Consider the following 25,193-nt stretch of genomic DNA (forward strand, 5'->3'; position numbering starts at 1 on the left):
GCATCTGCCGGTCATCGCGGCGTGGGCGTCCACGCCCAGCGGGCGTGCCAGGCGAAACGATATCTTCAATCAATGTCCAACCCTGATCGGAAATCTCGTAACGTCCTGCCATGACAATACCTCCAAGTCTGAGGGAGGAAAGGCTAGCAAGACATCATTTTTCAGACAAAGCGTAGTGGCTATAGAGTCAAGCCGCATCGTCTTACTGGTAGTGAAGCATGCGAGGCGGGTAGAAAACGACTTGCGAACGACTGCGACGGCCAATAGAAGCATGACTTTTGAGAATGGCCATAATGTTTTTCCGAGGCGTTTTTGATAAAAGTGGCCCGTCACGTTAAGGAGCAACCCATGCGATTTTCCTGTCGCCCCTGGATGGGATGCGTGTTAGCGGTCTTCGCAGGGGCTCTAACGACGCTAACCTTCTCTCCCTTCGAGCTTTGGTGGCTGGGGCCGGTCGCCGTCGGCCTCATTTACTCAGGCCTGGATGACCTGACACCGGGTCAGGCAGCCCTGCGAGGCTGGTGTTATGGCATCGCGCTGTTCGCCACGGGAACCTCATGGGTCTACGTGTCGATCCATGAGTACGGTTACACGGGGGTGCCGCTATCGGTTTTCCTTACAGCCCTGTTTGCCGCCACCTTGGCGCTTTTCTATGCCATTCCCTTCTGGTTCTATCGGCGCTTTACTGGCTCGCGTCTAGCCTTTCTCTCCTTCGCCGGCGCGTGGGTGTTGATTGAAGTGCTACGGACATACCTTTTCACCGGTTTCCCTTGGCTATTGCTGGGGAGCGCGCACGTCGATTCTCCTTTAGCACCATTGGCCCCGGTTGGCGGGGTGCTGCTGTTGACATTGGTTACCGCCCTGACGGGCACGCTGGGGGTGGAGTTCCTGCGTCGACGCTGGTGGGCAGGGGGCACGATCGCCGCTCTATGGCTGTTCCCCTTGATGCTTCCTACTCAGTGGACCATACCCAGCAAGGAGCCCGTACAAGTGAGCCTGTTACAGGGCAATCTACCCCAGCTAAGCAAATGGACAAACGAGGGGCAGCGTAACGCAGTCAGCACCTATGCCCGATTGACCCGCAACATTGCTGAAGACATAGATCTGGTTATCTGGCCGGAAACGGCGATTCCTATGTATCAGCGTCAAGCCGAGCCGCTGTTGGAGCGGGTTAAGGCTACTTTGCCATCAGGAGCCGAACTACTCACCGGTATCGTGCAGCGCGACGACTCGGGCCGCTATTACAATGCCGTAGTCGGTGCCGGCGAGGTTACGGATGTGTACCGCAAGTCGCATCTGGTACCGTTCGGTGAATACATCCCGATGGAAAAACAGCTACGTGGCATTATCGCTTTCTTTGATCTGCCGATGTCAGACTTCACGGCAGGCAATTCCGAACAAGGCCCGATCCGAGCCGCTGGACTGCGCATCGGCACGGCGATCTGTTACGAAATTATTTTCCCGGACTTAGTGGCACAACGCGCCGATAACGCTGAGGTGTTGCTCACGGTGTCCAACGACACCTGGTTCGGTGACTCCATCGGGCCGCTTCAGCATCTGCAAATGGCCCGGCTACGCGCCCTTGAAAATGGTCGCTATGTTATGCGGGCAACGAACAATGGGGTGACGGCCATCATCGACCCGCAAGGTCGCATTATCGATCGCGCGACTCAATTCAGGATGACCACCCTCAACGGAGAAATCCGGGCCATGCGGGGAGAAACGCCATTCACACGCACCGGAAGCTGGCCAACCTGGCTATTGTCAGCAGCGCTGGTTATATCCGGGGTACGCAGGCGAAATAGCTAAAAGACACCGTTATCGACAGTTAGGCAAGCCACTACAAAATGTCATTATGCGCAGAGGCTTGCCCTGTAGGGTAGGCACATCGTGTTGTTTGGGGTAAAGTGCCGCCATTTCACTTCACTTGGTCTATCATAAGCTCTCATGCTAAGAATCCTTCGCTTCCTGCCTCGCAGCCGAAAATTACTGATTTTACCTATAGCTACGCTAGTCACGTTACTAGGAGCGCAGGAAATCTTCTCTGTGTTAAAAGCTTCTAATGGAGATGATGCGCCCCTTAACGAGGCTAGTTCGCCAAGCATTGAGTTATCTACTCGCTTCCAAGCTCAAGCTGACACCATGACAGCTGTTAAAGTCAGCACCAACTACAAATATACGGGCCCCGCTCAGGCTTCCACCGGACTTACCAAGCCCACGGCAGGCTCGCCGCAAAGCCTCCTATTGGTAACAGACGAAGTTGAAACTACTCGCGTTTCTGAAACAACTGTCCAAGACAGCGTTGTTCGTGCGGCTACACCATTAAACCCCAGCGTTCCTACAACCAAGCCGGAAAGTACTAAAGACGCTAGCGAACTGGATAGCCAGGCGCTGCACATGGCGATTCGACTTACCGACTCGTCAACAGAAGCCAACGATCGCAAAGTTGGCGGGACTTCCGATGTTGGTTTATCTGTCGACCTAATACATAACGATGAAAAAGTAGACATGGAAGAAGAACTGGTAGCCAACGAAAGATTCGTCCCATCTTGGGAAACTTATACCATTCAATCCGGCGATACTTTCGCGGACATGGCCGAACGCATTCTGGGACTAGGCTATGATGAAGTTATGCAGCTTCTCGAAGAAATCCCGGACGAAAGGACATTCACTCGCTGGCGTGTCGGTGATAACTTTGACTTTAAAATTAACGAATCTGGTGAATTATTGGCACTGCGAATCATGGAGGATGCACATTCCGGCCTCCTGATTGAACGCGACCACGACAGCAAGAGCTTTGAGGTTACTCGTCTTGAAAAAACGGCTCGGAAAACGGAGCGATTGTTTTCAGGAACCGTCAATGGCAGTTTTGCTCAGTCAGCCAGCGCCACTGGCTTATCTTACTCAGAAGTGTCTGATCTGAGCGATCTACTTTCGAAAAAGATAAATTTTCGCCGTGCTGCCCGGCGAGGAGATCAATTCCGAGTTTTGGTAGAAACCGATATGATTGAGGGTCAGGCTGCTGATTCGCGCATCCTTGCTGCTCACTACAAAGGCAATAAAAGAGACCTAGCTATCGTTAGGAATCCTGCTGATGACAATTTTTATACCTCTGAAGGCTACAGCCTCTCCCCGGCATTTAACCGGAAGCCGTTTAAAGGCGACTACAGGATAAGCTCGCCTTTTAACTTGCGGCGAAAGCACCCAATCACTGGCCGAGTTAGTCCGCATCGAGGCACTGACTTTGCAGTAACCATTGGCACTTCGATTCAATCTCCAGCAAATGGACGTGTTGTCAAATCGGCCTATCAAGCAAATGGCGCTGGAAACTACGTTGTGATCCGCCATGACAACGGCTACAAGACTCGCTATATGCACCTATCCAAACGCTTGGTATCTGAAGGCGAGCGCGTTTCCAGAGGCCAGAAGATTGCACTATCCGGCAATACGGGTCGTAGCACGGGGCCTCATCTTCATTACGAATTAATGGTTAACAATAATCAAGTCGACGCCATGCGCGTCAAATTGCCGGAAGGCAAGCAGCTATCTGGACAAGCATTAGCAGCCTTTCAAAAGGAGGCCAAGCAGTTCTTAGCTCAGATTGATCACGACACAACTTTATCTATGATTGCTAGCCAATCGAAATTACCTTAGAAAAACGCATTTCCAATGAGCCTGAGTATCCACTCAAAATACTTGGACCGGAGTCTGATAACCCAGACGCTGCGGGCAGGTTGTTGAGCCTCTCTACGACCTACCGCAGCTCAGCGTCGATGACTTCTCGAAAGGCCGTACCCTTCAAAATTACTGGCGAATTAGTCCGTTGGTATTCTGTTTTCACGGCACCAAGTCGAGGCTCCATCGCGAGATCTCGTGCTATCAGAATAAACGTAGCGGGAATTTCACATTGCCGGTGGATCCGGTTTCTGGGAGGAGGTCAGGATCAAAAAAAGACCGCATAAGCGGTCTTTTTTTGTGCCTGAATGAACGATGGCGCGTTGAGATTTACTCGGCCGGTGCGTAGGAGCCGTCTTCGCGGTGAATTTCACGGCCAGTTAGCGCAGGGCTGAAGACACAGGCCACGGTCATGCCCTTTTCCTTGCCACGCAGCCAATGCTCATCGTGCTGGTCGAGCAAATACATGTCGCCGGCCTTGATGGTATGGATCTTGCCATCGGCGATGGTTTCCACTTCACCCTCACCTTCGTAGCAGAACACCGCTTCGATGTGGTTCTTGTAGTGAATGTGGGTTTCCGTACCCGGATGAATACGCGTGATGTTGAATGAAAACCCACAGCCGTCTTCAGCCAGCATCAAGCGAGTGCTGTCCCAGTTACCGTTCTCGGCTTCGACAAAACGATCGGTTTTCATACACTCTGCAAGATTACGTACGATCATCGATTACAACTCCTGGTGGGTGACTACGTGAAAAGGCGGTATGAAAGACGGCCATCGAAGGCCGCCTTTCAGCGTCATTTCCGCCTCAGGCAAAGGCTTCCTTGGCGCTGCGTTCCAGAATGTCCAGGCCTTCGAGAAGGTCTTCATCGCTGATCACCAGCGGACACAGGCATTTCACGACTTGGCCACCCTGCCCCGCGGTTTCGATGATGAGTCCATTTTCAAAGGCTTTCGCCGTGATCTTGTCCGCCACGTCGCCGTCGCGCACGTCGATACCGCGCATCAGGCCGCGGCCACGTTCGCTCGCGGGATAGCCCATTTCGGTCAATGCCGCGGCAATCTTGGCGAAGCGCTCTTCGACGATACGGCCTTTGCGCTGGATATCGCGCTCGAACGTGTCGTCGCTCCAGAAATGTCTGAGCGCGGCGGTCGCCGTCACGAAAGCCATGTTGAAGCCGCGGAACGTGCCGTTGTACTGGCCAGGCTTCCACTTATCCAGTTCAGGGCGCATCAGCACGTGGGCGAACGGCAGCCCGTAAGCGGATAGCGACTTCGAGTTGGTGACGATGTCCGGCACGATGCCGGCATGCTCGAAGCTGAAGAACTTGCCGGTACGGCCACAACCTGCCTGGATGTCATCGACGATCAGCAGGATGTCATGCGCGCGGCAGATGCCTTCCAGACGCTTCAGCCAATCCAGGCCTGCCGGGTTGATACCGCCCTCGCCCTGCACCGTCTCGACGATCACGCCGGCCGGCACGTCGAGCCCGCCAGACTTGTCGCTCAGCAGCTTCTCGAAATAGTCGAGTGTGTCAGTGCCTTCCCCGAGATAGCCATCGAACGGCAGGAAGCTGGCACCCTGGGTCGGGATACCACCGGTCGCTTCGCGGAACTTGCGGTTGCCGGTCGTCGCCAGTGCGCCCATGGTGACGCCATGGAAGCCATTGGTGAAGGTGACGATGTTATGACGCCCCTTCGCCACGCGAGCCAGGCGAATCGCGGCTTCGGTAGCGTTGGTGCCCGTCGGTCCCGGCAGATGAACCTTGTAGTCCAGTCCGCGCGGTTTGAAGATCACTTCTTCCAGCGTCTCGAGGTAGTCACGCTTGGCGGCGGTCCACATGTCCAGACCATGGACGATGCCGTTGGAAGTGATGTATTCGACCAGCGCTTCCTGAAGCTTCGGATGGTTATGACCGTAATTGAGCGTGCCGGCGCCAGCGAGGAAATCGATGTACTCGCGGCCGTCCTCGGCAGTGAGACGCGCGCCCTGGGCCTTGGTGAAAACAATCGGAAAAGAGCGAGAATAAGTCCGGACCTCGGACTCCATGCGTTCGAGAATTTGAGTCTGCATACAACCTCCGTAATGGGAGTGTGGATAGTCGTGGGGAGCGTGAATAAGGCGTGCTTGCATAAGACATGCGTGACAACGCAGACCTTACCCGCCCTGGATACGTTGGGGGTCGAACGGGCCGATCCGGACGAGGTTTTCCGGGTCATGCTCTCCGCCCAATTGGTCGGTCGAAAAGTATTCGCGACTGATGAGGGGGGCCTGCCAGCGATCCGCTAGACGCTTGAACAAGCCCCATGAGGCCTGATTGTCCGGCGTGATTGTGGTCTCGAGATGGTTCAGCTCTGCCAACTCCGGCCGAGTCAGTACGGCTTCCACCAAGCGCCTGGCCAGGCCGGTGCCCCGCGCCTTTTCCCCGACGGCGACTTGCCACAGGAAATAGATATCGGGTGCGGCCGCTTTGACATAGCCGGACACGAATCCGACGATTTCCCCATCTTCTGTCGTCGCGACGGCGCAGCTATCGCGGAACTGCGTTGCCAGCAACAGATAGGCATAACCGGAATTGACATCAAGCGGCGGGCAGGCCTTGACCAGTTCATAGATCCCCCACCCGTCTTCCGTGGTGGGCTTGCGAATGAACAGTGGCATATCGGGCTTGCCAACGACGGCGTCGGCCACGGTAGGCCTTGCCAAGTCTGCCGACGGCGTAAATGCCGGATTGGGGTTGGTCATCGTCATCGTCGCTATGGCGAATTTAAGTTCAAGGATAACAGCGAGCGAGGCAAGCTTCAAACCGCAGGTTATTTTACTTAGCCAGTTCAATAATGAATATTTATATGCTGGATGAGCATCCGGGAATTCCGGCAATCCCAGTCTAGACGAAGGCTGGCGAAGTATCGGAGGAAATATTGAAAGTTATTGCGCCCCGGTGCCCGGGGTCGTTCTGAAAAGCTTGTCCCATCATGGCAAATTCGGATCGCGCTGGTGACGAAGGCCCGACACTGAGCATAACGACACACTGACATAACGACAACGGCCGCCTCGAGGGCGGCCATTGAATGCAGCAGCGGCGGAGCCGTGATTAGCGGCGCGTCAGACTGCGCATGGTGACGAACTCTTCCGCTGCCGTCGGGTGGATGCCCACCGTGGCGTCGAAATCCGTCTTGGTCAACTGGGCGCGCACGGCGATCGCGATGCCTTGTATGGTTTCGCCCGCTTCGTCGCCTACCATGTGGGCGCCGACGACGCGGTCGCTGGCATCATCGACCACCAGCTTCATCAGGCAGCGTTCGTCGCTGCCGGACAGCGTGTGCTTCATCGGACGGAAATCCGCGCTGTAGATGCGCACTGCGCCGAATCGTTCGCGCGCTTCTTCTTCGGAAAGACCGACGGTGCCGATATTGGGATGGCAGAACACGGCCGTCGCGATGTTCTGGTAGTCGAGCGGCCCCGGCGTCTTGTCGCCGTAGTGATGCTGAACCAGGTGCATGGCTTCTGCCAGGGCGACCGGCGTCAGCTCGGGGCCGCCGGTCACGTCGCCGAGAGCGAGAATCGACGGCACGGAGGATTCGTAGCGCTCGTTGACCTTGAGCGTGCCATCGGTGTTGAGCTCCACGCCCAGCGAATCCAGGCCCAGCCCCTCCAGGTGCGGACGACGCCCGGTGGCGGCGAGCACGGCGTCCACCTCGAGCTGTTCACCGTTGGTCAGCGTGACTTCGAGTCCGCCTTCCACCTTGCGGATACGCTCGATATTCGCCTCGAAATGCAGGTTGACGCCCTTCTTGGCCATTTCGTCCCGCGTGAACTCGCGAACTTCATGATCGAATCCGCGCAGGAATAGCGCGCCACGGTAGACCAAGTGCGTATCGGCGCCCAGGCCATTGAATATGCTGGCGAATTCGACGGCGATATAGCCACCGCCCAGGACCAGGAAACGCTTGGGGAAGTCGTCGAGGTCGAATACCTGGTTGGAGTTGACGGTATATTCGCTGCCCTCGAACTGTGGCATCCACGGCCAGCCGCCGACCGCGACCAGGATCTTCTCCGCCGTGATGCGCTCGCCATTGACCTCGACCGCGTGGGCGTCGACGACCTTGGCCCGGCCATTGATCAGCGTGACGCCGGCTCCGTCCAGCAGGCGGTTGTAGATGCCGTTGAGACGCTTGATCTCCTCGATCTTGTTATCGCGCAGCGTGGCCCAATCGAAACTTGGCGCCTGCGGTATGGTCCAGCCGAAACCGCTGCTGTCTTCGAAGGCATCGTGAAAATGTGCCGCGTAGGAGTACAGCTTCTTCGGCACGCAGCCGACGTTGACACAGGTACCGCCAAGATAGCGATCTTCGGCAACGGCCACTTTGACGCCCGTCGCTGCAGCCGTCCGTGCGGCACGCACGCCGCCGGAACCGGCCCCTATCACGAAAAGATCGTAATCGTAATTCGCCACAGTGAAACTCCTTGAGACATGATGCGGGGATGATACCAGCCTCGATCCGGTGTCGGAAAAGTCCGTGACTATCGAGACGATATAAAAAAAGCTTTGCAAGGCGTGACGTTGGCGATCGGGCTGTCTGGTGGTGCGACTTCGAAAATATCGCCGGATGGCCTAGAATCGTTCTCTTGACGGCGACACAAGACGTTCGCCAGCCACGTACTCAGGTTACTGTCATGAGCGATATCCAGACTCTTCTCGAACAGAATCGGCGCTGGGCCGACGGTGTGCAGCAGCGCTCTCCGAACTTCTTCGCGGAGCTTTCCCAGCAGCAGAACCCCGACTACCTCTGGATCGGATGCTCGGATAGTCGCGTACCTGCCAACCAGATCGTCGACCTGCCACCCGGTGAGGTTTTCGTTCACCGTAACGTTGCCAATCTGATCTATCACAACGACATGAACGCATTGTCGGTGGTTCAGTTCGCCGTCGACGTGCTTAAGGTCAAGCACATCATGGTTGTCGGACACTACGGCTGTGGCGGGGTCCGGGCTGCGATCACCGGCGGTGAGCACGGCATCGTCGACTACTGGCTCAACAGCATCAGCGAGCTCTACCAGCAGTACCGGCCGACACTCGAGTCGCTCCCGCTGGACGAGCAGGTCGACCGCATGTGCGAACACAACGTCCGCCTCCAGGTCGCCAACCTGTGCCGTACCAAGATCATCCAGCGTGCCTGGGAGCGGAAGCAGCCGCTGTCGGTACATGGTTGGGTCTATGGCCTCACGGATGGTCGTGTCAATGACCTGGGCTGCACCGTGTCTCGCGCCGATCAGATGGGCGGTATCCGTATTCTGCCGACCTTCTCAGCTCAGGAGTGAACGCCAGCCAGCAGGACTGCGTCATCCAGAGCCAAGGTATTTCGTGAGTCGGGCGATTCACTAAGTGAATGGCGCGGTTCGAGATTTCGATTGGGTCCGTCGGTCATCCGTAGGTAAAGTGGATGACACGACGGATCTGCCGGGCATTTTCGATCTAGCCCGTCGCCAATGATCCATGCAGCACGCATTCATAACGGCACTCACTGACGATATTCCCGACGTCATGACGTGATTTTATAACAACATCGGACCCGCAATGCGTCTCACGACGATCCTGCTCGGCTTTCTGATGGGAAGCCTGTCTCTGCTGCCGTTGACCGGCGCGGCCATGGCCGACGACAAGGGCACCCTGCTCAAAGTGGCCTACGACACCGATCCGGTGTCGCTGGACATTCACGAGCAGCTTTCCATCGGCATGCTCCAGCTGTCCCACCTGGCCTTCGACCCGCTGGTCCGCTGGAACCGGGATCTTCAGTTCGAGCCTCGGCTGGCCACGGATTGGGAACGACTCGACGACACGACCATGCGATTGCACCTGCGTCACGGCGTCACCTTCCACAGCGGTAACGCCTTCACGGCCAGGGATGTCGTATGGACGGTGCAGCGCCTCAAGCGAAGCCCGGATTTCAGAGCCATTTTCGATCCCATCGAGCGAGCCCAAGCGGTCGACGACTTTACCGTCGACCTGCAGACGCGTCAGCCCTATCCGCTGCTGCTTAACCTCGCAACCTATATCTTTCCGATGGACAGCCAGTTCTATACCGGCACTTCGGCCAAGGGGCAGGACAAGAGCGAGATCGTCAAGAACGGCAATTCGTTTGCCTCGAACCACCTGTCGGGCACCGGTCCTTTCGAGATCGTGTCGTGCCGGCCGGGCGCCCGGATCGAGTTCAAGCGCTATCCGGATTACTGGGACGGCGATTCACCCGGCAATGTCGATCGTCTGGTCATGACGCCGATTGCGGAGGATGCCACGCGCGTCGCCGCCCTGCTCGCCGGTGATGTCGATTTCATCTCGCCCGTGCCCTTCAATGCCGTGCAGCGATTGCATCACGCGGATGGCGTCAAGCTGGTCACCGTTCCCGGTACGCGTATCACCATGCTGCAGCTCAACGAGCAGCGGGTACCGGCGTTTCGCGATGCGCGCGTGCGGCGCGCCTTTGCCTATGCGGTCAATCAGACGGCCATTGCCGAGCGCTTGCTGAAAGGCTTTGCGACACCCGCGGCGCAGATGTCGCCCAAGGGTTACGCTGGGCACGTATCGGCGCTGACGCCACGCTACGACCTCGCCAGGGCCCGCGAACTGATGCGTGAGGCCGGCTATGGCGAAGGATTCTCGGTCACCCTGATGGCACCCAACAACCGCTACGTAAACGATGCCCAGACCGCTCAGGTAGCGCTGGCGATTGCCGCCATGCTGGCCAAGATCAACGTCACCGTCGAATTCGAGACGCTACCCAAGAATCAGTATTGGGTCGAATACGATAACCGTGCCGCCGACATGATGATGATGGGCTGGTATTCCGATACCGGCGATTCCGCCAATTTCTTCGAGTACCTGACCTTCTGTCCCGATCCGAATACGGGCGCCGGGCGTTACAACGCCAGCGAGTACTGCAACCCGCAGATCGACGCGCTGGTCGACCGGGCCAACCTCACAACCCAGCCGGACGCTCGCGCCCAGTTGCTGAGGCAGGCCGAGCAGGCGATCCATGACGATGCTCCGTTCATTCCCCTTTACTGGCAGAATCTCGCCTGGGCGGCGGCCGATCATATCGATATCGCGCCCGTGTTGAACGTCATGAACATGCCTTATCTGGGCGACGTGGTCGTGCAATCTCGATGATCCTGTTTCTGATTCGGCGGCTGTGCCAGGCAATTCTGGTGATGTTCATCATCAGCGTGATCGGCTTCGCTATTCAGGGCGGACTGGGCGACCCCGTGCAGCAGAGGCTCGGGCCAGCGGCCACCGAGGCAGAAGCCACGACACTGCGCCACTCGCTTGGCCTCGACGACCCGCTGTGGGTGCAATACCTGGCTTTCGCGAATGATGCCTTGCACCTGGATTTCGGCCACTCCTACTTCTTCCACGAACCCGCGCTCAGCGTGATCGCTCGCTATTTGCCGGCGACCCTCGAACTGGTGGCGGCCAGTGCCGTACTGACACTCCTGCTATCCGTGCCGATGGGCGTTTTCTGCGCGATTCGGCCACGCAGCTGGTTGTCGCAGACCCTGATGGGGCTATCGGTGATCGGTATCTCCGTGCCGGTCTTTCTGACCGCCATGGTGCTGATCCAGGTCTTCTCGATCGGCATCCAGGTAACGCTGTTTCCCGCGGACACCGGCTGGGGCCACTGGCTCAACCAGCTTTTCTCCATCGACGGCGGCATGCCTGCCTATGGGCGTGGCAATCCCGTCCACGTTCTGGGGGTCTGGTACACCAATTTCGCCTCGCTGCAGGGCATTCTCTATCTGTTACTCCCGGCCTTCTCGCTGGCGCTGGTCATGCTGCCGCTGTTCATCCGCCTGATTCATGCCCAGATGCTGGAGGTGCTGGAGTCGGACTATGTGAAATACGCCAGAGCCAGAGGGCTGCGGCCATCGCGAATCTATTTTCTGCATGCGCTGAAGAACACGCTGCTGCCGGTAGTGACGCTGGGCGGGGTACAGATCGGCACGCTGGTGGCCTATACCCTGCTGACGGAGACCGTCTTCCAGTGGCCAGGAGCAGGCTTGATGTTTCTCGATGCCATCGAGCGCGCCGACATGCCACTGATCGTGGCCTACCTGATGGTGGTCGGCCTGCTTTTCGTGGTGATCAATACTCTCGTCGATCTGCTGTATCGGCTGCTGAACCCGCGGATCACGTTGAGCGGGAGGACCGCATGAGTCTCGAAACCCGCTCATCGGCAACCGTCTGGCGTCGCTTCCGCGGCTCCCGTTTCCTTTACCGGTTGCAGCGAAACCGTCGCGCTCAGGTCTGCCTGGCACTGTTCGTGCTGATCATGGCAAGCGTACTGCTAGCCCCCTGGATCGCGCCCAGCAACCCTTACGATCTCGCACAAATCAGCCTGCTGGATTCCGAATTGCCACCGTTCTGGATCGCGGGCAGTGAACCTGTCCATCTGCTGGGCACCGACGCGCAGGGCCGGGATCTGCTCTCGAGCATCCTTTACGGTGCACGCGTGTCGGTTGCGATCGGTTTCGGCGCGGTGCTGCTGCAATCCGTGCTGGGCACGGCGCTGGGGCTGCTCGCGGGTTATCGGGGAGGCCTCGTCGATGCGTTACTGATGCGGCTGGCCGATATCCAGCTGTCGTTCTCGACCTTGATGATGGCGATTATCATCGGTGCCGTGGTCAAGGCAGCATTCGGCGGTGCGTTCTATGGCGATTACGGCGTCGTGATTCTGATACTGATCATCGGCCTGAGCGAATGGCCCCAGTACGCTCGTACCGTCAGGGCGAACGTACTGGCGGAGAAACAGAAAGACTATGTCGACGCTGCTCGCGTGTTGGGCTTCCCGAGTTGCCGCATCATGTGGCGACACATTCTGCCCAACACCCTGTCCCCGATTTTCGTGCTCTCCACCGTCCAGGTCGCCAACGCCATCATGGCCGAAGCGGCGCTGTCGTTTCTGGGTCTGGGAATGCCGGAGACCGAACCGTCGTTGGGCTCGCTGATCAAGTCGGGATTCGACTACCTGCAGTCCGGTTCCTGGTGGATCACGCTGTTGCCGGGGTTGTTTCTGGTGACGCTGGTCCTGGTCATCAACCTGCTGGGGGATTGGTTGCGCGATACGATGAATCCTCGTCTTCACAAGGGATAACGCCATGGCGCTGCTGGAGGTCGATCGCCTCGATGTCCGTTTCCCGCTGCGGCACGGCGAGATCCGCGCGGTGCGTGACGTGAGTTTCGCACTCGAACGTGGCGAGCGGCTGGGTATCGTGGGCGAGTCCGGCGCCGGCAAGTCGGTGCTCGCCTTCAGCCTGCTGAAACTGCTTTCGCGACCGGGATACATCGCCGGCGGCCGCGTTCGGTTCGAAGGACGTGAACTGACGACGCTTTCGGATCGTCAGCTGCGCAGGATCCGGGGCAACCGTGTGGCGATGATCTTTCAGGATCCGCTGACGACGCTCAATCCGGCCCTGACCATCGGTCGGCAGATGATCGAGAGTCTCAAGGCCCACCGCCGGATCTCCGGGCGCCGCGCACGGGCCATCGCGCTGCACAAGCTGCGCCAGGTGCAGGTGTCCTCCCCCGAGCAGCGTTTCGAGCAGTATCCGCACCAGCTCTCCGGTGGGCTCTGTCAGCGCGTGGTCATTGCCATCGCGCTGTTGCTGGACCCAGACATCATCATTGCCGACGAGCCCACCACCGCTCTCGATGTCACCCTCCAGGCCGAGATCATCGCCCTGCTCTCGCAGCTATGCGACAAGCACAACGTCGGCCTGATCGTGATCTCCCATGATCTCGGCGTCATCGGCCAACTGACACAGCGCCTGCTGGTCATGTATGCCGGCCGTATCGTCGAGCAGGGGCCGACCCGGGAGATCATCAATGATGCCCAGCATCCCTATACGCAGGGATTGATCAATGCCCTGCCCCAGATGACGCTGCCCAGACAGCGCCTGGCGCAGATCCCCGGCAACATGCCGAGCCTTGCCCGGGTGCCGGATGGCTGCGCCTTTCACCCGCGATGCCGTTATCGTTTTACGTCCCGCGGGCGACTGCGGCAGGCATGCGTGGAACGGGTGCCCGAGGCCGTCTCCTCCGGCGGCAGCCAGGTTGCCTGCCACTGGGTTCAGGAGCTGATAATGACCGTGCCGATCGAGGAAGAAGCGACATGAACCTCGCCGATTCCCTGCAGACCCTGGGGCGCGCGGCCGATGTGTCCGCCCCGCTGGTCAGGGTTCGTGGCTTGCACAAGCGCTTCGCGCTGCATCCCGGCCGCCTGCTGCCGTGGCGGTTTGACAAGCGTCGACGCGGCTGGCACCGCCAACAGATTCATGCGGTCAACGGCGTCGACCTGGATATTCAGCGCGGCGATGCGCTCTGTGTGGTGGGGGAATCGGGATGTGGCAAATCGACCCTGGCACGCTTGATCATGGGCTTGCTGAAGGCCAACGACGGGGAAGTGTGTTACGACGGCCAGCGAGTCGACCGTCTCGACGCGAAGCAGTGGCGCCCTTTTCGTCGACGCATGCAGATGATCTTCCAGAACCCTCATTCGTCGTTGAATCCGCGTCTGACGATGCGCCAGACCCTCGAGGAGCCCATTCGTTTCCATCATCCCGACTGGCTGCGTTCGAAGGTTCGCCATCGGGCCGATGCGCTGATGGCCGACGTGGGTATCGATATCGGCTGGGGCGAGCGCTTCGCCCATGAGCTCTCCGGCGGGCAGCGGCAACGTATCGCCATCGCCAGGGCGCTCAGCGTGGATCCCGAATTCATCGTGGCCGACGAGCCCGTTTCCGCCCTGGACGTCTCGGTTCAGGCCCAGATCATGAATCTGCTGATGGACGCTCAGGCGGAACGTCGTTTGACCTACCTGTTCATCACCCATGATCTGGCGGTCGTCGAGCACTTCGCCACGCAAGTCGCGGTCATGTATCGGGGGACGATCTGCGAACTGGCGGATGCCGACACGCTCTTCGCGCACCCCCGGCACCCATATACCCGGGCGCTCTTGGCCGCGAGCCCTCGTCTGGAAGATAGCGATGCCGAGCCATTGCGTCTGAGTGACGACGCGCCACCCCCGATCGGGACGCCGCGCGGGTGCGTGTTCCGGGAGCGCTGTCCTCACGTCAACGCTCGCTGCCAGCGGGAGACGCCGACGGCGCTCGTTATCCGGGACGGCCAGCGGGTCGCGTGCCACGCCGTCCAGGAAGGACGCATTCCATGATCGCCTTCAATAGTCGCTCAACGGCGTATCGGGTAGGCTGGTTCGAGTCGGTTCTTTCGAGTCGGTTCTTTTTCGAGACAGTTTTTTCGAGACAGTTCTATGTCGATGAAGTGATTTGCCAACCCACCGTCCGGCGCATCGCAACCGCGTGATTTACGATAGAGAACACCATGGAACTACGTTGGCTGGAGGACTTCATCGTCCTGGCCGAAACGCGTCATTTTTCTCGTGCCGCCGCTCAACAGAACGTCACCCAACCGACCTTTTCGCGGCGCATCAAACTGCTCGAGGAGTCGATGAGCGCCACGCTGATCAATCGTCAGACGCTGCCACTCAGTCTGACCCCGGCCGGCGAAGAGTTCCTGATTCTGTGCAAGCAGATTACCGAGCGGGTGCGGGTCACGCGAGAGCGATTGCAGAACCTCGCCCGGGAGGACTCGCGTCGCGTCAAGCTGGCGGCGCCCCAGAGCCTGGTGACGCATTTCGTCCCTTCATGGCTGGAAACGAATGCCATCCAGTCGCAGGTCGAGCCCTATCTGCGTGCCACGAGCTGGCTGGTCGGGGAGTATTTCCAGGCGCTGGAACGTGGCGAGGTGGATCTGGCGCTGTGTTACTGGCCGGAAGGTCGTACGGCACTCGATATCGACCTCAGCGGCGTGCGCTACCTCGAGATCGGCGAGGAGCGGATGGTCCCCGTCTGCCTGGCCGATGTCGATGGCCAGCCGCGTTTCGCCCTGCCCGGCCACAAGCGGGAGCCGGTACCGCATATCGCCTATCATCCCAGCGGATTGATCGCCGCGGCGCTGCAGGCCCACTGGGGACGCTCACGCCAGGAAGTGCATCTGACCACGCTCAACGAGAACGTCCAGACATCCAACATTCGCGAACTGGTGCAGCAGGGTTACGGGCTTGGCTGGCTACCCTGGCGCACGGTTCGCCATCTTCTCGAAACTGGCGAACTGACACGTGCAGGCGATCGACGCTGGGACGTGCCACTATCGTTACGCCTCTATTTTCGGCAGGACAGTCGACATCCCACGCTACCGGGCCTGCTGACCCGACTCGCTGCCGCTCGATGATAAATCCAACGACAGGAAACGCCCATGACTCCTAGCAACGACACCGTCGAAATGCTTCAACGCGCCCATCTGGAACGCCTCCAGATGGCCTACGCCGATATTCTCGCTGCCCAACGGTTCGATGCCGTTCTGATCTACAGCGGCCATGCCGGCGTCCACTTTGCCGATGATCAGGAAGCCTCTTTCAAGAGCTACGGCCATTTCGTCCACTGGACCGGGGCCAGCCATCATCAGCACGACTGGCTGCTGATTCAGCCGGGCAGTTCGCCTCGCTGGTACTACTACGCGCCGGCGGATTTCTGGCACCTGGCCACACCGGCGCCGACGGGCGTATTGGCAGAAGTCATGACGCTACAGCCGCTGCGCGATACCGGCTGGCCGCCGGAAAGCGATATGACTGCCCGCCGCCTGGCCGTGATCGGTAATCTGGAAGCATCGTCGCTGCCGGCCGGGGCCGAGCTCAATCCGCCGGCGCTGTTGGCGGCGCTGGACGAATTGCGCATGTGCAAGGACGACTACGAGCGCCATTGCCTGTTCGTTGCCAACCAGTGGGCCCTGAAGGGCCACGATGCAGCCCGCAATGCCTTTGCCGCGGGCGCCAGCGAACTGGATATCCAGCTCGCCTATCTCGCGGCGACGCGCCAGCGGGAATCTCAGGTGCCTTACCAGAACATCATCGGCATCGATCACCACGCGGGCACCCTGCACTATCAACACTATGACGTGGAGGCACCCGGCACGCCGAAGTCGCTGCTGGTCGACGCCGGCCATTCCCACGCTGGCTACGCGGCGGATATCACCCGCACCTGGGCTTCCGTTCACGCCGACCCGCTGTTCGAGCGACTCATCCAGGGTGTCACCGACTACCAGCAGCGTCTGATTTCGCGGCTGGCTCCGGGACTGGATTTCGTCGAACTGCACCGGGAAATGCACCGCCATCTGGCCGAGCTGCTGGTCGAAACTCGACTGATCTCGATCAGCGCCGAAGCGGCCGTGGAGAGCGGTCTGACACGCGCCTTCTGTCCTCACGGGCTCGGCCATAGCCTGGGCATTCAGGTTCATGACGTGGGCGGCCGGCAGCGCGACGGACAGGGAACGCCGTTGCCGCCGCCGGCCGAGGATCCTGCTCTGCGCCTGACACGCACGCTTGACGTCGGCATGGTGGTTACCATAGAACCGGGTTTGTACGTGATTCCCATGTTGCTCGAGCCGTTTCGCCAGGGCGCGCAGCGTGAAGCAGTGGACTGGGCCGCCGTCGACCGGCTTCAGGATCACGGTGGCATCCGGATCGAGGATAACGTGATCGTCACGGCAGAGGGTCACGACAATCTGACCCAGGGCAGACCGATCGCCGAGGATTGAATCCATTCATGGCAAGCACGATCGTATCGGCTGATTTTCGCGCGCCGCCGGGGCTGCGCAACGCGCACGTCCAGACACTGCTGCCGCGGCTGCTGCCCGGCGGTTTCCTGGCGAAAGATACCGAGATCGTGAAACTGCCGGATGGCGATTTCGTCGAACTGGCCTGGGCCCGCCCGGCCCCGCCTCGCGACGACGCGCCGATCTTCCTGCTATTCCATGGTCTGGAGGGCTCCTTCGATTCGCCCTACGCCCGCGAGCTGCTCCATGCCGCGGCGCGAATGGGATGGCGCGCCGTGCTGATGCATTTTCGCGGCTGCGGACAAACGCCGAACCGGTTGCCGCGAGCCTATCATTCGGGGGATACCGCCGATGCCTACTGGGTCATCGGTCAGCTGGCACAGCGCTATCCCGAGGCACTCATGGTGGCAGCGGGAGTGTCTCTGGGTGCGAACATGCTGCTGAAACTGGTGGCCGAACAGGGTGGCGACGGTCTGCCGCTGGAGGGCGCCATCGCGATCAACGCCCCGCTGGATCTCGCCGCGAGTGCCGATGCGCTCAATCAAGGGTTCTCACGGCTCTATCAGCGCTATCTGCTGCGCCAACTCAAGCGCAAGGTTCTGACCCGACTGCGGACGACCCCGTTGCCGTTGACGATCAGCGCGCAGCAGATTCGACAGTTGGACAGCTTCTGGGCCTACGACAACGAGGTCACCGCCCCGCTGCACGGCTTTCACTCTGCCAGCGATTACTATCGACGAGCCTCGGCGGGGCCGTTACTGGGGGAAATCGAGTTGCCGACGCTGATTCTGCATGCGGACGACGACCCGTTCATGCCGCCGGATCTGTTCGCCCGCCTGCCGGCACCCTCGCCGTCGGTGCGGGTGGAAATTGCCCGCCACGGCGGCCACGTCGGGTACGTGGAAAGACGCGGCGGGCGGCTGGGGTCCTGGCTGACCCGACGCATCGAAGCGCAGCTGCAGCAGTGGGCGCCGCGCAAGCTAAGCCAGACGGCTCCCTCCCCTCTGCTCGATCACTGAACCGATCGTAAGCCAGGCAGCGAAGAGAGCCGCAGACTCAAGCGATGCCTGATCGGCGATCAGGCCGGTAGCGGACAGGTGACGCCTGTCCCCTTCAAACCACAGTAGCCATTGGGATTCTTGGCGAGATACTGCTGGTGATACTCTTCGGCGTAGTAGAACGTATCCAGCGGACGGATCTCGGTGGTGATCTCCCCCAGGCCTTGGGCTTGCAGCGCCGTCTGATACTCGTCCCGGCTCCGCTCGGCCACCGCTTGCTGCTTCTCGTTGGTGGTATAGATCGTCGAACGATATTGCGTGCCCAGGTCGTTGCCCTGCCGCATTCCCTGGGTCGGATCATGAGCTTCCCAGAAGGCGCCCAGCAGCGACTCGAGCGTGACACGGCCCGGATCGTAGACGACCAGCACGACTTCGGCATGGCCCGTCCTGCCGGTACAGGTCTCTTCATAGGTCGGATTCGGCGTGATGCCGCCGGCATAGCCCACGGCAGTGACGACGACGCCATCCAGTTCCCAGAACAGCCGCTCCGCCCCCCAGAAGCACCCCAGCCCCAATACGATCTGCTCGGTGCCGGCCGGGAAAGGCGGTTGCATCGCAGCGCCATTGATCAGGTGTTCACCGCTGATCTGAATGGGCGTATCGCGGCCCGGGAGTGCTGTCTCCGCAGTCGGTAGCGATTCGGAACGTCGTTGAAACATGGCTTACCTCCGGATGATCGAAGAGGCGCCCGGCATTGCCGGACGCCGATAATGTCGGGCGAGCCCCTTGGATGAGCGTCTCAGGTATCGCTGGCGCGGCCCAGGCTGAAGGTGTAGATCAGATCGACGGCCTGCGCGGCGCCGGAAACGGCCTGCAGATAGAGATTCTGAATCAGGCGATAACGCAGGGTCAGCTCGGCGATGGGAGAGAATATGCCGACGCCGTAGCTCACCTTCAAGTCGTCGAAGACATAACCGCTGACCACCACCTGACTGTCGTCGCCCGACCCCGACGCATCGAGACTCAGATCCTGCACGCCGAACGCCTGGCCGACCTGTCCTACGGCACTGCCGGTCTGCGACAGCGAGAGCCCGATCAACGCCGCGGTCAAGGCGTCGTCGCCGCTGCCGGAATCCTCGGGCGCTCGGCCCCGAAGAATATAGGACAGGGCGCGGCTCTCCGTCATGGCGGGTTCGGAGAAGATCGTCAGACGCGGTGACGAAGCCGAGCCGGTTACCCGCAAGCCGGCGATTACGTCGTCTTCGGTGGTATCCGGATTGCGGATGGCCTCGAACTGCAGACTCGGCTGGGACGCCGGCCCGCTGAACAATACCTGCCCCTGGCGAATGATCAGATCCTGCCCGAACGAGGTGTAGGTGCCGTCGACCAGATTGACGTCGCCATAAAGCTGGACCGGACCGGTGCCCTGACGCACCTGCAGCTCGCCGGTGAGCCCGGCTTCGAGACCGTAGGCCTCCAACTGCATGTCCGGCCCGAGATGCAGGTTGACGCGGACATCGAGCTGCATCCCCGCATCGGCCAGGGCCTGAGCCGTACCGGCGCCCTCTTCGTTTTGCCGGGCCGCAGCTGCGGCCTGCTGCTGGCGATCCTCCTCCTCGGTAATGATGACCGCATCGCTGCTGGGCGCCTGCGCCGACGAAGGAATCTGGCCAATCTCCAGACGCGCCCAGGGGACGCTGACATCGCCGCGAACCTGAAGCCGCTGCGGCATCGCCTGAATCTGCAGATCCGGGGCAACCCTCAGGCGGCCGTAGGCCGGCATCGCTACCATCAGCGGTGCTTCGGTGCCGTCGATGTCGACGTTGGCTTGCCAGTTGGCCGGATCCTGCCAGTTGGCATTCCCCGAGAGATCGAGCCGGCCCTCGTCGCTCTGCACGAAGCCCTGCAGCGTCGACGACTGGCCTTGCAGGGCCAGTGACAGCTGGGCGTCGGTGATCGCGACCGGCGATACGCCGCCCTTGACCTGGATGCCATCGATGGTGATATCGCCATTCAGCGCCGGCATGGCAAGCGTGCCGCCTAGCGCGACATCACCATTGATGGCGCCTTCCAACTGGTCGATTCCCGCCACCAGTGGTCGGTAGGGGCTGAAACGGAGATCGCTCATCTGCAGACGCCCTTCCAGCGTGCCGTCGCCCGCGGGATCGTCGATCCGAGCCTGCAGCCGAATCCGGCCCGCGTCTTCCAGTTGCAGATCGAGCTGGGTCCGGGCCCGCTGCTGATCGGCATCCAGCGACAGCGATATCGTCGCCGCCGGCACCTGCCACGGCGCGCCTCGTGCATCGACGCCGCTGACCGTCACGTCACTGTCGATATCGGCGTCGGCGGCCCAGGCCTGACCACCTCGCGACCAGCTGGCGACGATATCACCGTTGGTCTGGCCCTCGACCTGCCACTCTTCGGGCATGAAATCGTTGAGCAGCGCCATGGGAAGATCGTCAATCGACAGCGCGGCTCGCCCTTGAGCTGCCGAGGCATTCATGCGCTCGGTCAGACAGAGCGCGCCGCCCTGCTGCCGGTCGAGGCAGAACGGGGAAATCGTCGCACTGGAATCAGCGAGATTGGCCGTAAAGTCCAGGGAATCGCGAAGTGCGATATCACCATAGTCGGTCGAGGCGGACAATCTCGAGAACGCGCCCTGATAATGCTGGAAAGCGCTATCGAGGCCGCCTTGAAGGCGGATGGACGCCTGCGAAACCGGAAGGCCCTCGCCACCGCTTACATCGAGCGACAGCTGATGCCGGGACAGTCGCCCGGCGAGATCGAGCTCGACGGATCGAATCTGCTGTCCCGCCGTCTGAATGCCGCTCGCTGTCAGATCCACGTCGAACTGCGGATCCTGCGTTCCCGTGGAGTCAGCTTTCAGTGCCAGTTGGTCGAGCCGGTTCTCGGCATAGCCGACATCGCGACCCCGAAGATCGACCGCGATCTGCGGGCGGTCCAGCGTCCCGCGGCCCTGGAACTGGCCGCTCAGTGCGCCAGAGAGATCCGGCAGGATCGTGCCCAGCGCGGGCGCATCGATATGCCCCTCGATGTCGAGATTCCGGTCGACTCGCCCGCTGGCGGTGATCCGATTATCGCCCTGGCGCAAATCGAGCTCGCGGATATTCCACTGCATCTCGCTGTTGCCATCGACCTGCGCATGCAAACTGAGAGCCCGCTGCTGAAGCCGACCGTCGATCGCCAGCCGAGGTAGCGCGAGCTGCCAGCCGCCGTCGTCGCGCATCGCGAAAGCCGCCTGAGTCTGGCCATTCAGTTGCCCGGTTATGGTCTGTGAAAAAGCGCCCAGCGGCAGCTGCTGGAAATCCAGATGCACGCTGGCGGACAGTGCCGGCGCCCAGCGCACCGTACCCTGGCTTTCGAGCTTGCCTCCCTGGCTTGCCACCTGCATCGGCTGCCAGGCGAAATGGTCGAGATCGCCTTTGCCAGCGAGTTTCAGCGTGGCGGGCGGCAACCCGGCGCCCTGTCCGGCGAGGTCGAGATCGGCGCGATAGTTCGCCAGCGTGCCATCGACGTTCAGCGCCAGGTGGTCGAGCTGATATTGCGGCGCCGTCTGCTCGATGGCCTGCACGTCTTGCAGTTCGCGGGCCGCGAGGATGGCGGCCTCATCGAGGCCATCGTCCAGGTCGGTGAAAGGCGCGAATGGGCGCGATGCCAGCGGCCAACGCAGCCGATCCGCATTGAGGTTCACGGAGAACGGCAGCCCCGGTTCGAAGGCTTGAATCCGGGCATCTAGCGCTGCCTCGGCATTACCGGCCGTGCGCAGCTGGATATCCAGATCGTCGAGCGTGCCCTTGGCATCGAGTGTCATCGTCTGGCCGTAGACCGGCGCGCGGGTCACCCGTCCCTGTAACGACAGGACAAGCGGAATATCCCCCTCGAGCTCGGCACTGGCGGTAAGCTCGGCATGGCCATCCGGTGCATCCAGCATCAGCCGCTGGATCTCGATCCTGCGATCGACGGCGGAGAAAGAGAGCGCCAGTCGGTTCAACCGTTGCGGACTCGGGCCTTCGAGGCTGACGTCGCTGATCGTCACGCTCGGTGCTTCGATCTCCAGCGGCAACTGGAGACCGGGCAACTGCTCGCGAAGCGCTGCGAGACTCTGCTCGATCCGTTCGACGCGGGCGTCGGTCCGGTCGGGGTCTGCCTCGGCAACGTTGGCGGCAGCGGCCAGCGTCAGCGGCGTCAATGCCATCGTCACGGGGTTGTCGGGAAGCGTGTCGGGAAGCGCTGCCGGCGGCGTGTCGGTGATCGAGGCCGGTGGCGCGTCGGTGATCGAGGTCGATGACATCGTCGCGGTGTCGCCGACAGCATTGATGGCGACCGAGGCGTCGATGGCATCCGGACTCAGAACGCCGGTGCCGAGATCGGGCATGGCGAGCGTCTGGCCCGGACTCTCGGGCAGTCGAATACGCGTCTGTTCGAGCGACGTCGGTAACAGTTTCAGATGGTTGCCGGACATTTCGGCGCCCGTCTGGAAGTGCTGCCAATGGATATTGGTGCCATCGACCAGCCGAATGCCGACGTCATCCAGACGAACCTGGCGAATCTCGATAGGCAGCGGAACGGCAATCGACGGCATGCCGCCGCTCTCTTCCGCTACGGGCGCCGGTGGAGACTGGGAATCGCTCTTGCCCAGCCGAACATGGGCACCGGTGACGCTCAGATCGTCGAGACACACGCGGCCCTTGAGCAGGCAGTCGTCGGCCCAGGCAAGATGAAAACTGTCCACGGCGATATCCAACGTCCCGGCCGACAGGCGTAGCCCCTCGATGGTCAGCTCATCGAGCGGTGCACCCTCGAAACGTTGCGCCTCGACCCAGCCGCGCGACTGGGCCTGCTCGAACAGCCATTGGCTACCCCAGGGCGACAGGCTCAACCCGGCGAGCGTCAGGATCAGGCCCAGCAGCCACAGGACCAGGAACAGCAGCAGCCGAATCAGAATTCCGGTCCGATGGAGAAATGGAGACGCCAAGAGTCCTCCTCGTCGTCAAACGGATGGGCGATATCGAAACGGATCGGCCCGACGGGTGATATCCAGCGTACGCCGACGCCAGCGCCGGTCTTGAGTTCGTCCGGCCACCATTCGTCGAACGCGTTGCCCGTATCGACGAACGTGGCGCTCCAGAAGTTGCCGGTCAGGTGGCGTTGATACTCGATGCTGCTGGTCAGCATGTGCTGACCACCGAGAAGCTCGCCGTCCTCGTTTTCGGGCGAAAGACTCTCGTAGGAGTATCCGCGGATACTCTGGTCGCCCCCGGCGAAGAAGCGCAGCGATGGCGGGATCTTGTCGAAGGTATTGGTGGCCATGGCGCCACCACCGATACGGCCGACGAAACGGTTCTCGCTGCCGAGCATTCTCACCCACTGGGAATCGAAGGTGGTCCGCACGAAACGAGCATCCGATCCCCAGGCCGGGTCCGACCATTCCAGTGTCAACTGCTGCCTGTCGCCCCAGCTCGGGAAGGTCTGGTTGCGCTTGCGGGTGCGCGACCAGCTGATGCCGGGATAGAGCAGCAGTACGGCATCGTCCTGGTCGGCCTGGGTAAAGTCCTCGTAGGTGGTCTGCCAGTAGAGATCCTGCGCCCAACCATTGGAGAATTCCCAGTGTCTCGCCATCTGGACCGAACTCTCGAAGCTCTTGGTGTCCTCGTTATCGATGTTCTTGAGGCCGTAGCGAACGCGATAACTGTCTCTCAGCGGGTTCTCGAGCGGAATCGTATATTCTCCCGAGAAGCGCTGTTCGGGCGCGGACAGATACAGCGAGTTGGTCAGACTGTGGCCATAGCGATTGAGCCAGGGCATGGTCCAGGAAAACTGCGTGCGCGGCCCCACGTCGGTAGCATAACCCACGCCGACCTCGAACTGATGGCGATCTGCCGGGGTCAGCTCCACATCGACAGGCACGACCATGGGTCGGCCGACCATGGGTCGGCTATCGGTTATTTCCCTGGCGACGTTCAAGCCCGGCCCGCCCAGCACCGAATCGGGATCGGCGGTCGTGTCACGGCCGGTCGCCTCGCGCCACCACTGGCTGGGGGCCGCGGGAGACAACTCTTCGTTGACGCGCGGTCGCACTGCCACGCCACTGAACCAGTTGGTCTTCCCCAGATTCTGATTGAGCGTGGCCAGATCGCCGGCGAGATAGGGCTCTCCCGGCTCGAACGGGACCATGTTCTTCAAGCGGTGCTGCTGGATCTGACTGCCTCGAAAGTGGACATGCCCAAATCGGTAGCGTTGGCCGCTGTCGAAGTCGAGAAGGATGCGGGCGCTGCTTTCCCAGGGGCGCACTTCGATACGCTGCTGACGAAAGCGTGAATTGAAATAGCCTCGCTCCAGGGCCAGCGTCGACAGTCTGCCCTTGAAGCCGTCATAGCGGGAATGCAACAACGGGTCGCCGACCTTGAGCGGGTTCGACTGCATCGCGTTCTCGAACGCCTCGTCCTCCCTGGCATCACCGTCGAGGGAGACGTCGACCTGCGTGATTTCGGTACGCTTGCCTGGATCGATATCGATGACGACACGCTCGTTATCCTCGTCGGGATAGCGAGTGGCGAGTTCGGCGTTGTAGTAACCGAATGCCTGAAGGGCCTGCTCCGCCCGGTTTCTCACTACGCCGTCGAGGCGTTCGCGAGTAGATTGGCTGTCGGCTTCGAGCTCGGAAAGCATATTGACGACATTGTCCGCAGGCGCCCCGCTCAATCCCTGCACGGTGACATCCAGCGCCCAGACTTGCCCCGCGGCAGGCAGCCCCAGGCAGATCAGTCCCATCCTCAAGACATTGATATGAGACGGGACCTTGACTTGAAACATC

Annotated in this window: 18 protein-coding genes; 11 read left to right on the forward strand and 7 right to left on the reverse strand. The window is 60.6% G+C overall.

All coding sequences use genetic code 11. The features are described 5' to 3' along the window. Positions 1-348: 348 nt before the first annotated feature. Together lnt and R3F72_RS10285 are read left to right on the forward strand one after the other, a co-directional pair. On the forward strand, positions 349-1,809 hold the full coding sequence (lnt, locus tag R3F72_RS10280) for an apolipoprotein N-acyltransferase (RefSeq protein WP_071230019.1): 1,461 nt from the start codon (positions 349-351) through the stop codon (positions 1,807-1,809). Positions 1,810-1,947: 138 nt separating this feature from the next. Next, positions 1,948-3,654, forward strand: coding sequence for a peptidoglycan DD-metalloendopeptidase family protein (locus tag R3F72_RS10285; RefSeq protein WP_071230020.1), 1,707 nt, complete (start codon positions 1,948-1,950; stop codon positions 3,652-3,654). 351 nt (positions 3,655-4,005) lie between these two features. On the opposite strand, the gene R3F72_RS10290 is transcribed toward R3F72_RS10285, so the two are convergent. From R3F72_RS10290 to gorA, 4 genes are all read right to left on the reverse strand, one after another. Next, entirely contained in the window at positions 4,006-4,398 is a 393-nt protein-coding gene (locus R3F72_RS10290) for an ectoine synthase (RefSeq protein ID WP_087719747.1), read from the reverse strand. Positions 4,399-4,483: 85 nt separating this feature from the next. Further along, entirely contained in the window at positions 4,484-5,749 is a 1,266-nt protein-coding gene (ectB, locus tag R3F72_RS10295; protein WP_332779570.1) for a diaminobutyrate--2-oxoglutarate transaminase, read from the reverse strand. An 84-nt stretch (positions 5,750-5,833) separates the two neighbouring features. Continuing rightward, entirely contained in the window at positions 5,834-6,421 is a 588-nt protein-coding gene (gene ectA / locus R3F72_RS10300; RefSeq protein ID WP_071230023.1) for a diaminobutyrate acetyltransferase, read from the reverse strand. A 349-nt stretch (positions 6,422-6,770) separates the two neighbouring features. Next, positions 6,771-8,132 carry a glutathione-disulfide reductase gene (gorA, locus tag R3F72_RS10305; RefSeq protein ID WP_332779571.1) on the reverse strand — a complete coding sequence of 454 codons (1,362 nt, stop codon included), beginning with the start codon at positions 8,130-8,132 and terminating at the stop codon, positions 6,771-6,773. A 221-nt stretch (positions 8,133-8,353) separates the two neighbouring features. Here gorA and R3F72_RS10310 point away from each other — a divergent pair, with 221 nt between their 5' ends. The 9 genes from R3F72_RS10310 to R3F72_RS10350 all read left to right on the forward strand — a co-directional run bounded on the left by R3F72_RS10310 (position 8,354) and on the right by R3F72_RS10350 (position 18,379). Next, positions 8,354-8,998, forward strand: coding sequence for a carbonic anhydrase (locus tag R3F72_RS10310; RefSeq protein WP_332779572.1), 645 nt, complete (start codon positions 8,354-8,356; stop codon positions 8,996-8,998). A 256-nt stretch (positions 8,999-9,254) separates the two neighbouring features. Further along, positions 9,255-10,844, forward strand: a complete 1,590-nt coding sequence (locus R3F72_RS10315) for an ABC transporter substrate-binding protein (RefSeq protein ID WP_332779573.1) — start codon at positions 9,255-9,257, stop codon at positions 10,842-10,844. Further along, positions 10,841-11,887 (forward strand): ABC transporter permease, encoded by a 1,047-nt coding sequence (locus R3F72_RS10320; RefSeq protein WP_332779574.1) that lies wholly within the window; start codon positions 10,841-10,843, stop codon positions 11,885-11,887. Before R3F72_RS10315 ends, R3F72_RS10320 begins: the two co-directional genes overlap by 4 nt. Beyond that, positions 11,884-12,825, forward strand: a complete 942-nt coding sequence (locus tag R3F72_RS10325) for an ABC transporter permease (RefSeq protein WP_332779575.1) — start codon at positions 11,884-11,886, stop codon at positions 12,823-12,825. Before R3F72_RS10320 ends, R3F72_RS10325 begins: the two co-directional genes overlap by 4 nt. Before the next feature lie 4 nt (positions 12,826-12,829). Continuing rightward, complete coding sequence (locus R3F72_RS10330) at positions 12,830-13,846, forward strand: ABC transporter ATP-binding protein (protein WP_332779576.1); 1,017 nt, start codon at positions 12,830-12,832, stop codon at positions 13,844-13,846. Further along, the gene (locus tag R3F72_RS10335) at positions 13,843-14,901 is read left to right on the forward strand and encodes an ABC transporter ATP-binding protein (RefSeq protein ID WP_332779577.1); all 1,059 of its coding nucleotides are present in this window, start codon (positions 13,843-13,845) and stop codon (positions 14,899-14,901) included. The genes R3F72_RS10330 and R3F72_RS10335 overlap by 4 nt, the downstream gene beginning before the upstream one ends. A 170-nt stretch (positions 14,902-15,071) precedes the next feature. Continuing rightward, positions 15,072-15,980, forward strand: coding sequence for a LysR family transcriptional regulator (locus R3F72_RS10340; protein ID WP_332779578.1), 909 nt, complete (start codon positions 15,072-15,074; stop codon positions 15,978-15,980). Between the two features lie 24 nt (positions 15,981-16,004). Beyond that, the gene (pepQ, locus tag R3F72_RS10345; protein ID WP_332779579.1) at positions 16,005-17,342 is read left to right on the forward strand and encodes a Xaa-Pro dipeptidase; all 1,338 of its coding nucleotides are present in this window, start codon (positions 16,005-16,007) and stop codon (positions 17,340-17,342) included. An 8-nt stretch (positions 17,343-17,350) separates the two neighbouring features. Next, the gene (locus R3F72_RS10350; protein WP_332779580.1) at positions 17,351-18,379 is read left to right on the forward strand and encodes a hydrolase; all 1,029 of its coding nucleotides are present in this window, start codon (positions 17,351-17,353) and stop codon (positions 18,377-18,379) included. Between the two features lie 59 nt (positions 18,380-18,438). Here R3F72_RS10350 and msrA read toward each other — a convergent pair whose 3' ends face one another. The 3 genes from msrA to tamA all read right to left on the reverse strand — a co-directional run bounded on the left by msrA (position 18,439) and on the right by tamA (position 25,192). Further along, complete coding sequence (gene msrA, locus R3F72_RS10355; RefSeq protein WP_087719734.1) at positions 18,439-19,077, reverse strand: peptide-methionine (S)-S-oxide reductase MsrA; 639 nt, start codon at positions 19,075-19,077, stop codon at positions 18,439-18,441. An 80-nt stretch (positions 19,078-19,157) separates the two neighbouring features. Then, positions 19,158-23,354 (reverse strand): autotransporter assembly complex protein TamB, encoded by a 4,197-nt coding sequence (gene tamB, locus R3F72_RS10360; RefSeq protein ID WP_332779581.1) that lies wholly within the window; start codon positions 23,352-23,354, stop codon positions 19,158-19,160. Then, complete coding sequence (tamA, locus tag R3F72_RS10365) at positions 23,318-25,192, reverse strand: autotransporter assembly complex protein TamA (RefSeq protein WP_332779582.1); 1,875 nt, start codon at positions 25,190-25,192, stop codon at positions 23,318-23,320. The genes tamB and tamA overlap by 37 nt, the downstream gene beginning before the upstream one ends. Between the last annotated feature and the right edge of the window lies 1 nt (position 25,193).

The sequence above is a fragment of the Salinicola sp. 4072 genome, assembly GCF_036663415.1.
In the GTDB taxonomy this organism is placed as follows: Bacteria; Pseudomonadota; Gammaproteobacteria; order Pseudomonadales; family Halomonadaceae; genus Salinicola; species Salinicola salarius_A.

Excerpts from the sequence above, each read along its gene's own strand:
- lnt (WP_071230019.1), top strand. The coding sequence starts at position 349 with ATGCGATTTTCCTGTCGCCCCTGGATGGGATGCGTGTTAGCGGTCTTC.
- R3F72_RS10285 (WP_071230020.1), top strand. The coding sequence starts at position 1,948 with ATGCTAAGAATCCTTCGCTTCCTGCCTCGCAGCCGAAAATTACTGATT.
- R3F72_RS10290 (WP_087719747.1), bottom strand. The coding sequence starts at position 4,398 with ATGATCGTACGTAATCTTGCAGAGTGTATGAAAACCGATCGTTTTGTC.
- ectB (WP_332779570.1), bottom strand. The coding sequence starts at position 5,749 with ATGCAGACTCAAATTCTCGAACGCATGGAGTCCGAGGTCCGGACTTAT.
- ectA (WP_071230023.1), bottom strand. The coding sequence starts at position 6,421 with ATGACCAACCCCAATCCGGCATTTACGCCGTCGGCAGACTTGGCAAGG.
- R3F72_RS10310 (WP_332779572.1), top strand. The coding sequence starts at position 8,354 with ATGAGCGATATCCAGACTCTTCTCGAACAGAATCGGCGCTGGGCCGAC.
- R3F72_RS10315 (WP_332779573.1), top strand. The coding sequence starts at position 9,255 with ATGCGTCTCACGACGATCCTGCTCGGCTTTCTGATGGGAAGCCTGTCT.
- R3F72_RS10320 (WP_332779574.1), top strand. The coding sequence starts at position 10,841 with ATGATCCTGTTTCTGATTCGGCGGCTGTGCCAGGCAATTCTGGTGATG.
- R3F72_RS10325 (WP_332779575.1), top strand. The coding sequence starts at position 11,884 with ATGAGTCTCGAAACCCGCTCATCGGCAACCGTCTGGCGTCGCTTCCGC.
- R3F72_RS10330 (WP_332779576.1), top strand. The coding sequence starts at position 12,830 with ATGGCGCTGCTGGAGGTCGATCGCCTCGATGTCCGTTTCCCGCTGCGG.
- R3F72_RS10335 (WP_332779577.1), top strand. The coding sequence starts at position 13,843 with ATGAACCTCGCCGATTCCCTGCAGACCCTGGGGCGCGCGGCCGATGTG.
- R3F72_RS10340 (WP_332779578.1), top strand. The coding sequence starts at position 15,072 with ATGGAACTACGTTGGCTGGAGGACTTCATCGTCCTGGCCGAAACGCGT.
- pepQ (WP_332779579.1), top strand. The coding sequence starts at position 16,005 with ATGACTCCTAGCAACGACACCGTCGAAATGCTTCAACGCGCCCATCTG.
- R3F72_RS10350 (WP_332779580.1), top strand. The coding sequence starts at position 17,351 with ATGGCAAGCACGATCGTATCGGCTGATTTTCGCGCGCCGCCGGGGCTG.
- msrA (WP_087719734.1), bottom strand. The coding sequence starts at position 19,077 with ATGTTTCAACGACGTTCCGAATCGCTACCGACTGCGGAGACAGCACTC.
- tamA (WP_332779582.1), bottom strand. The coding sequence starts at position 25,192 with ATGTTTCAAGTCAAGGTCCCGTCTCATATCAATGTCTTGAGGATGGGA.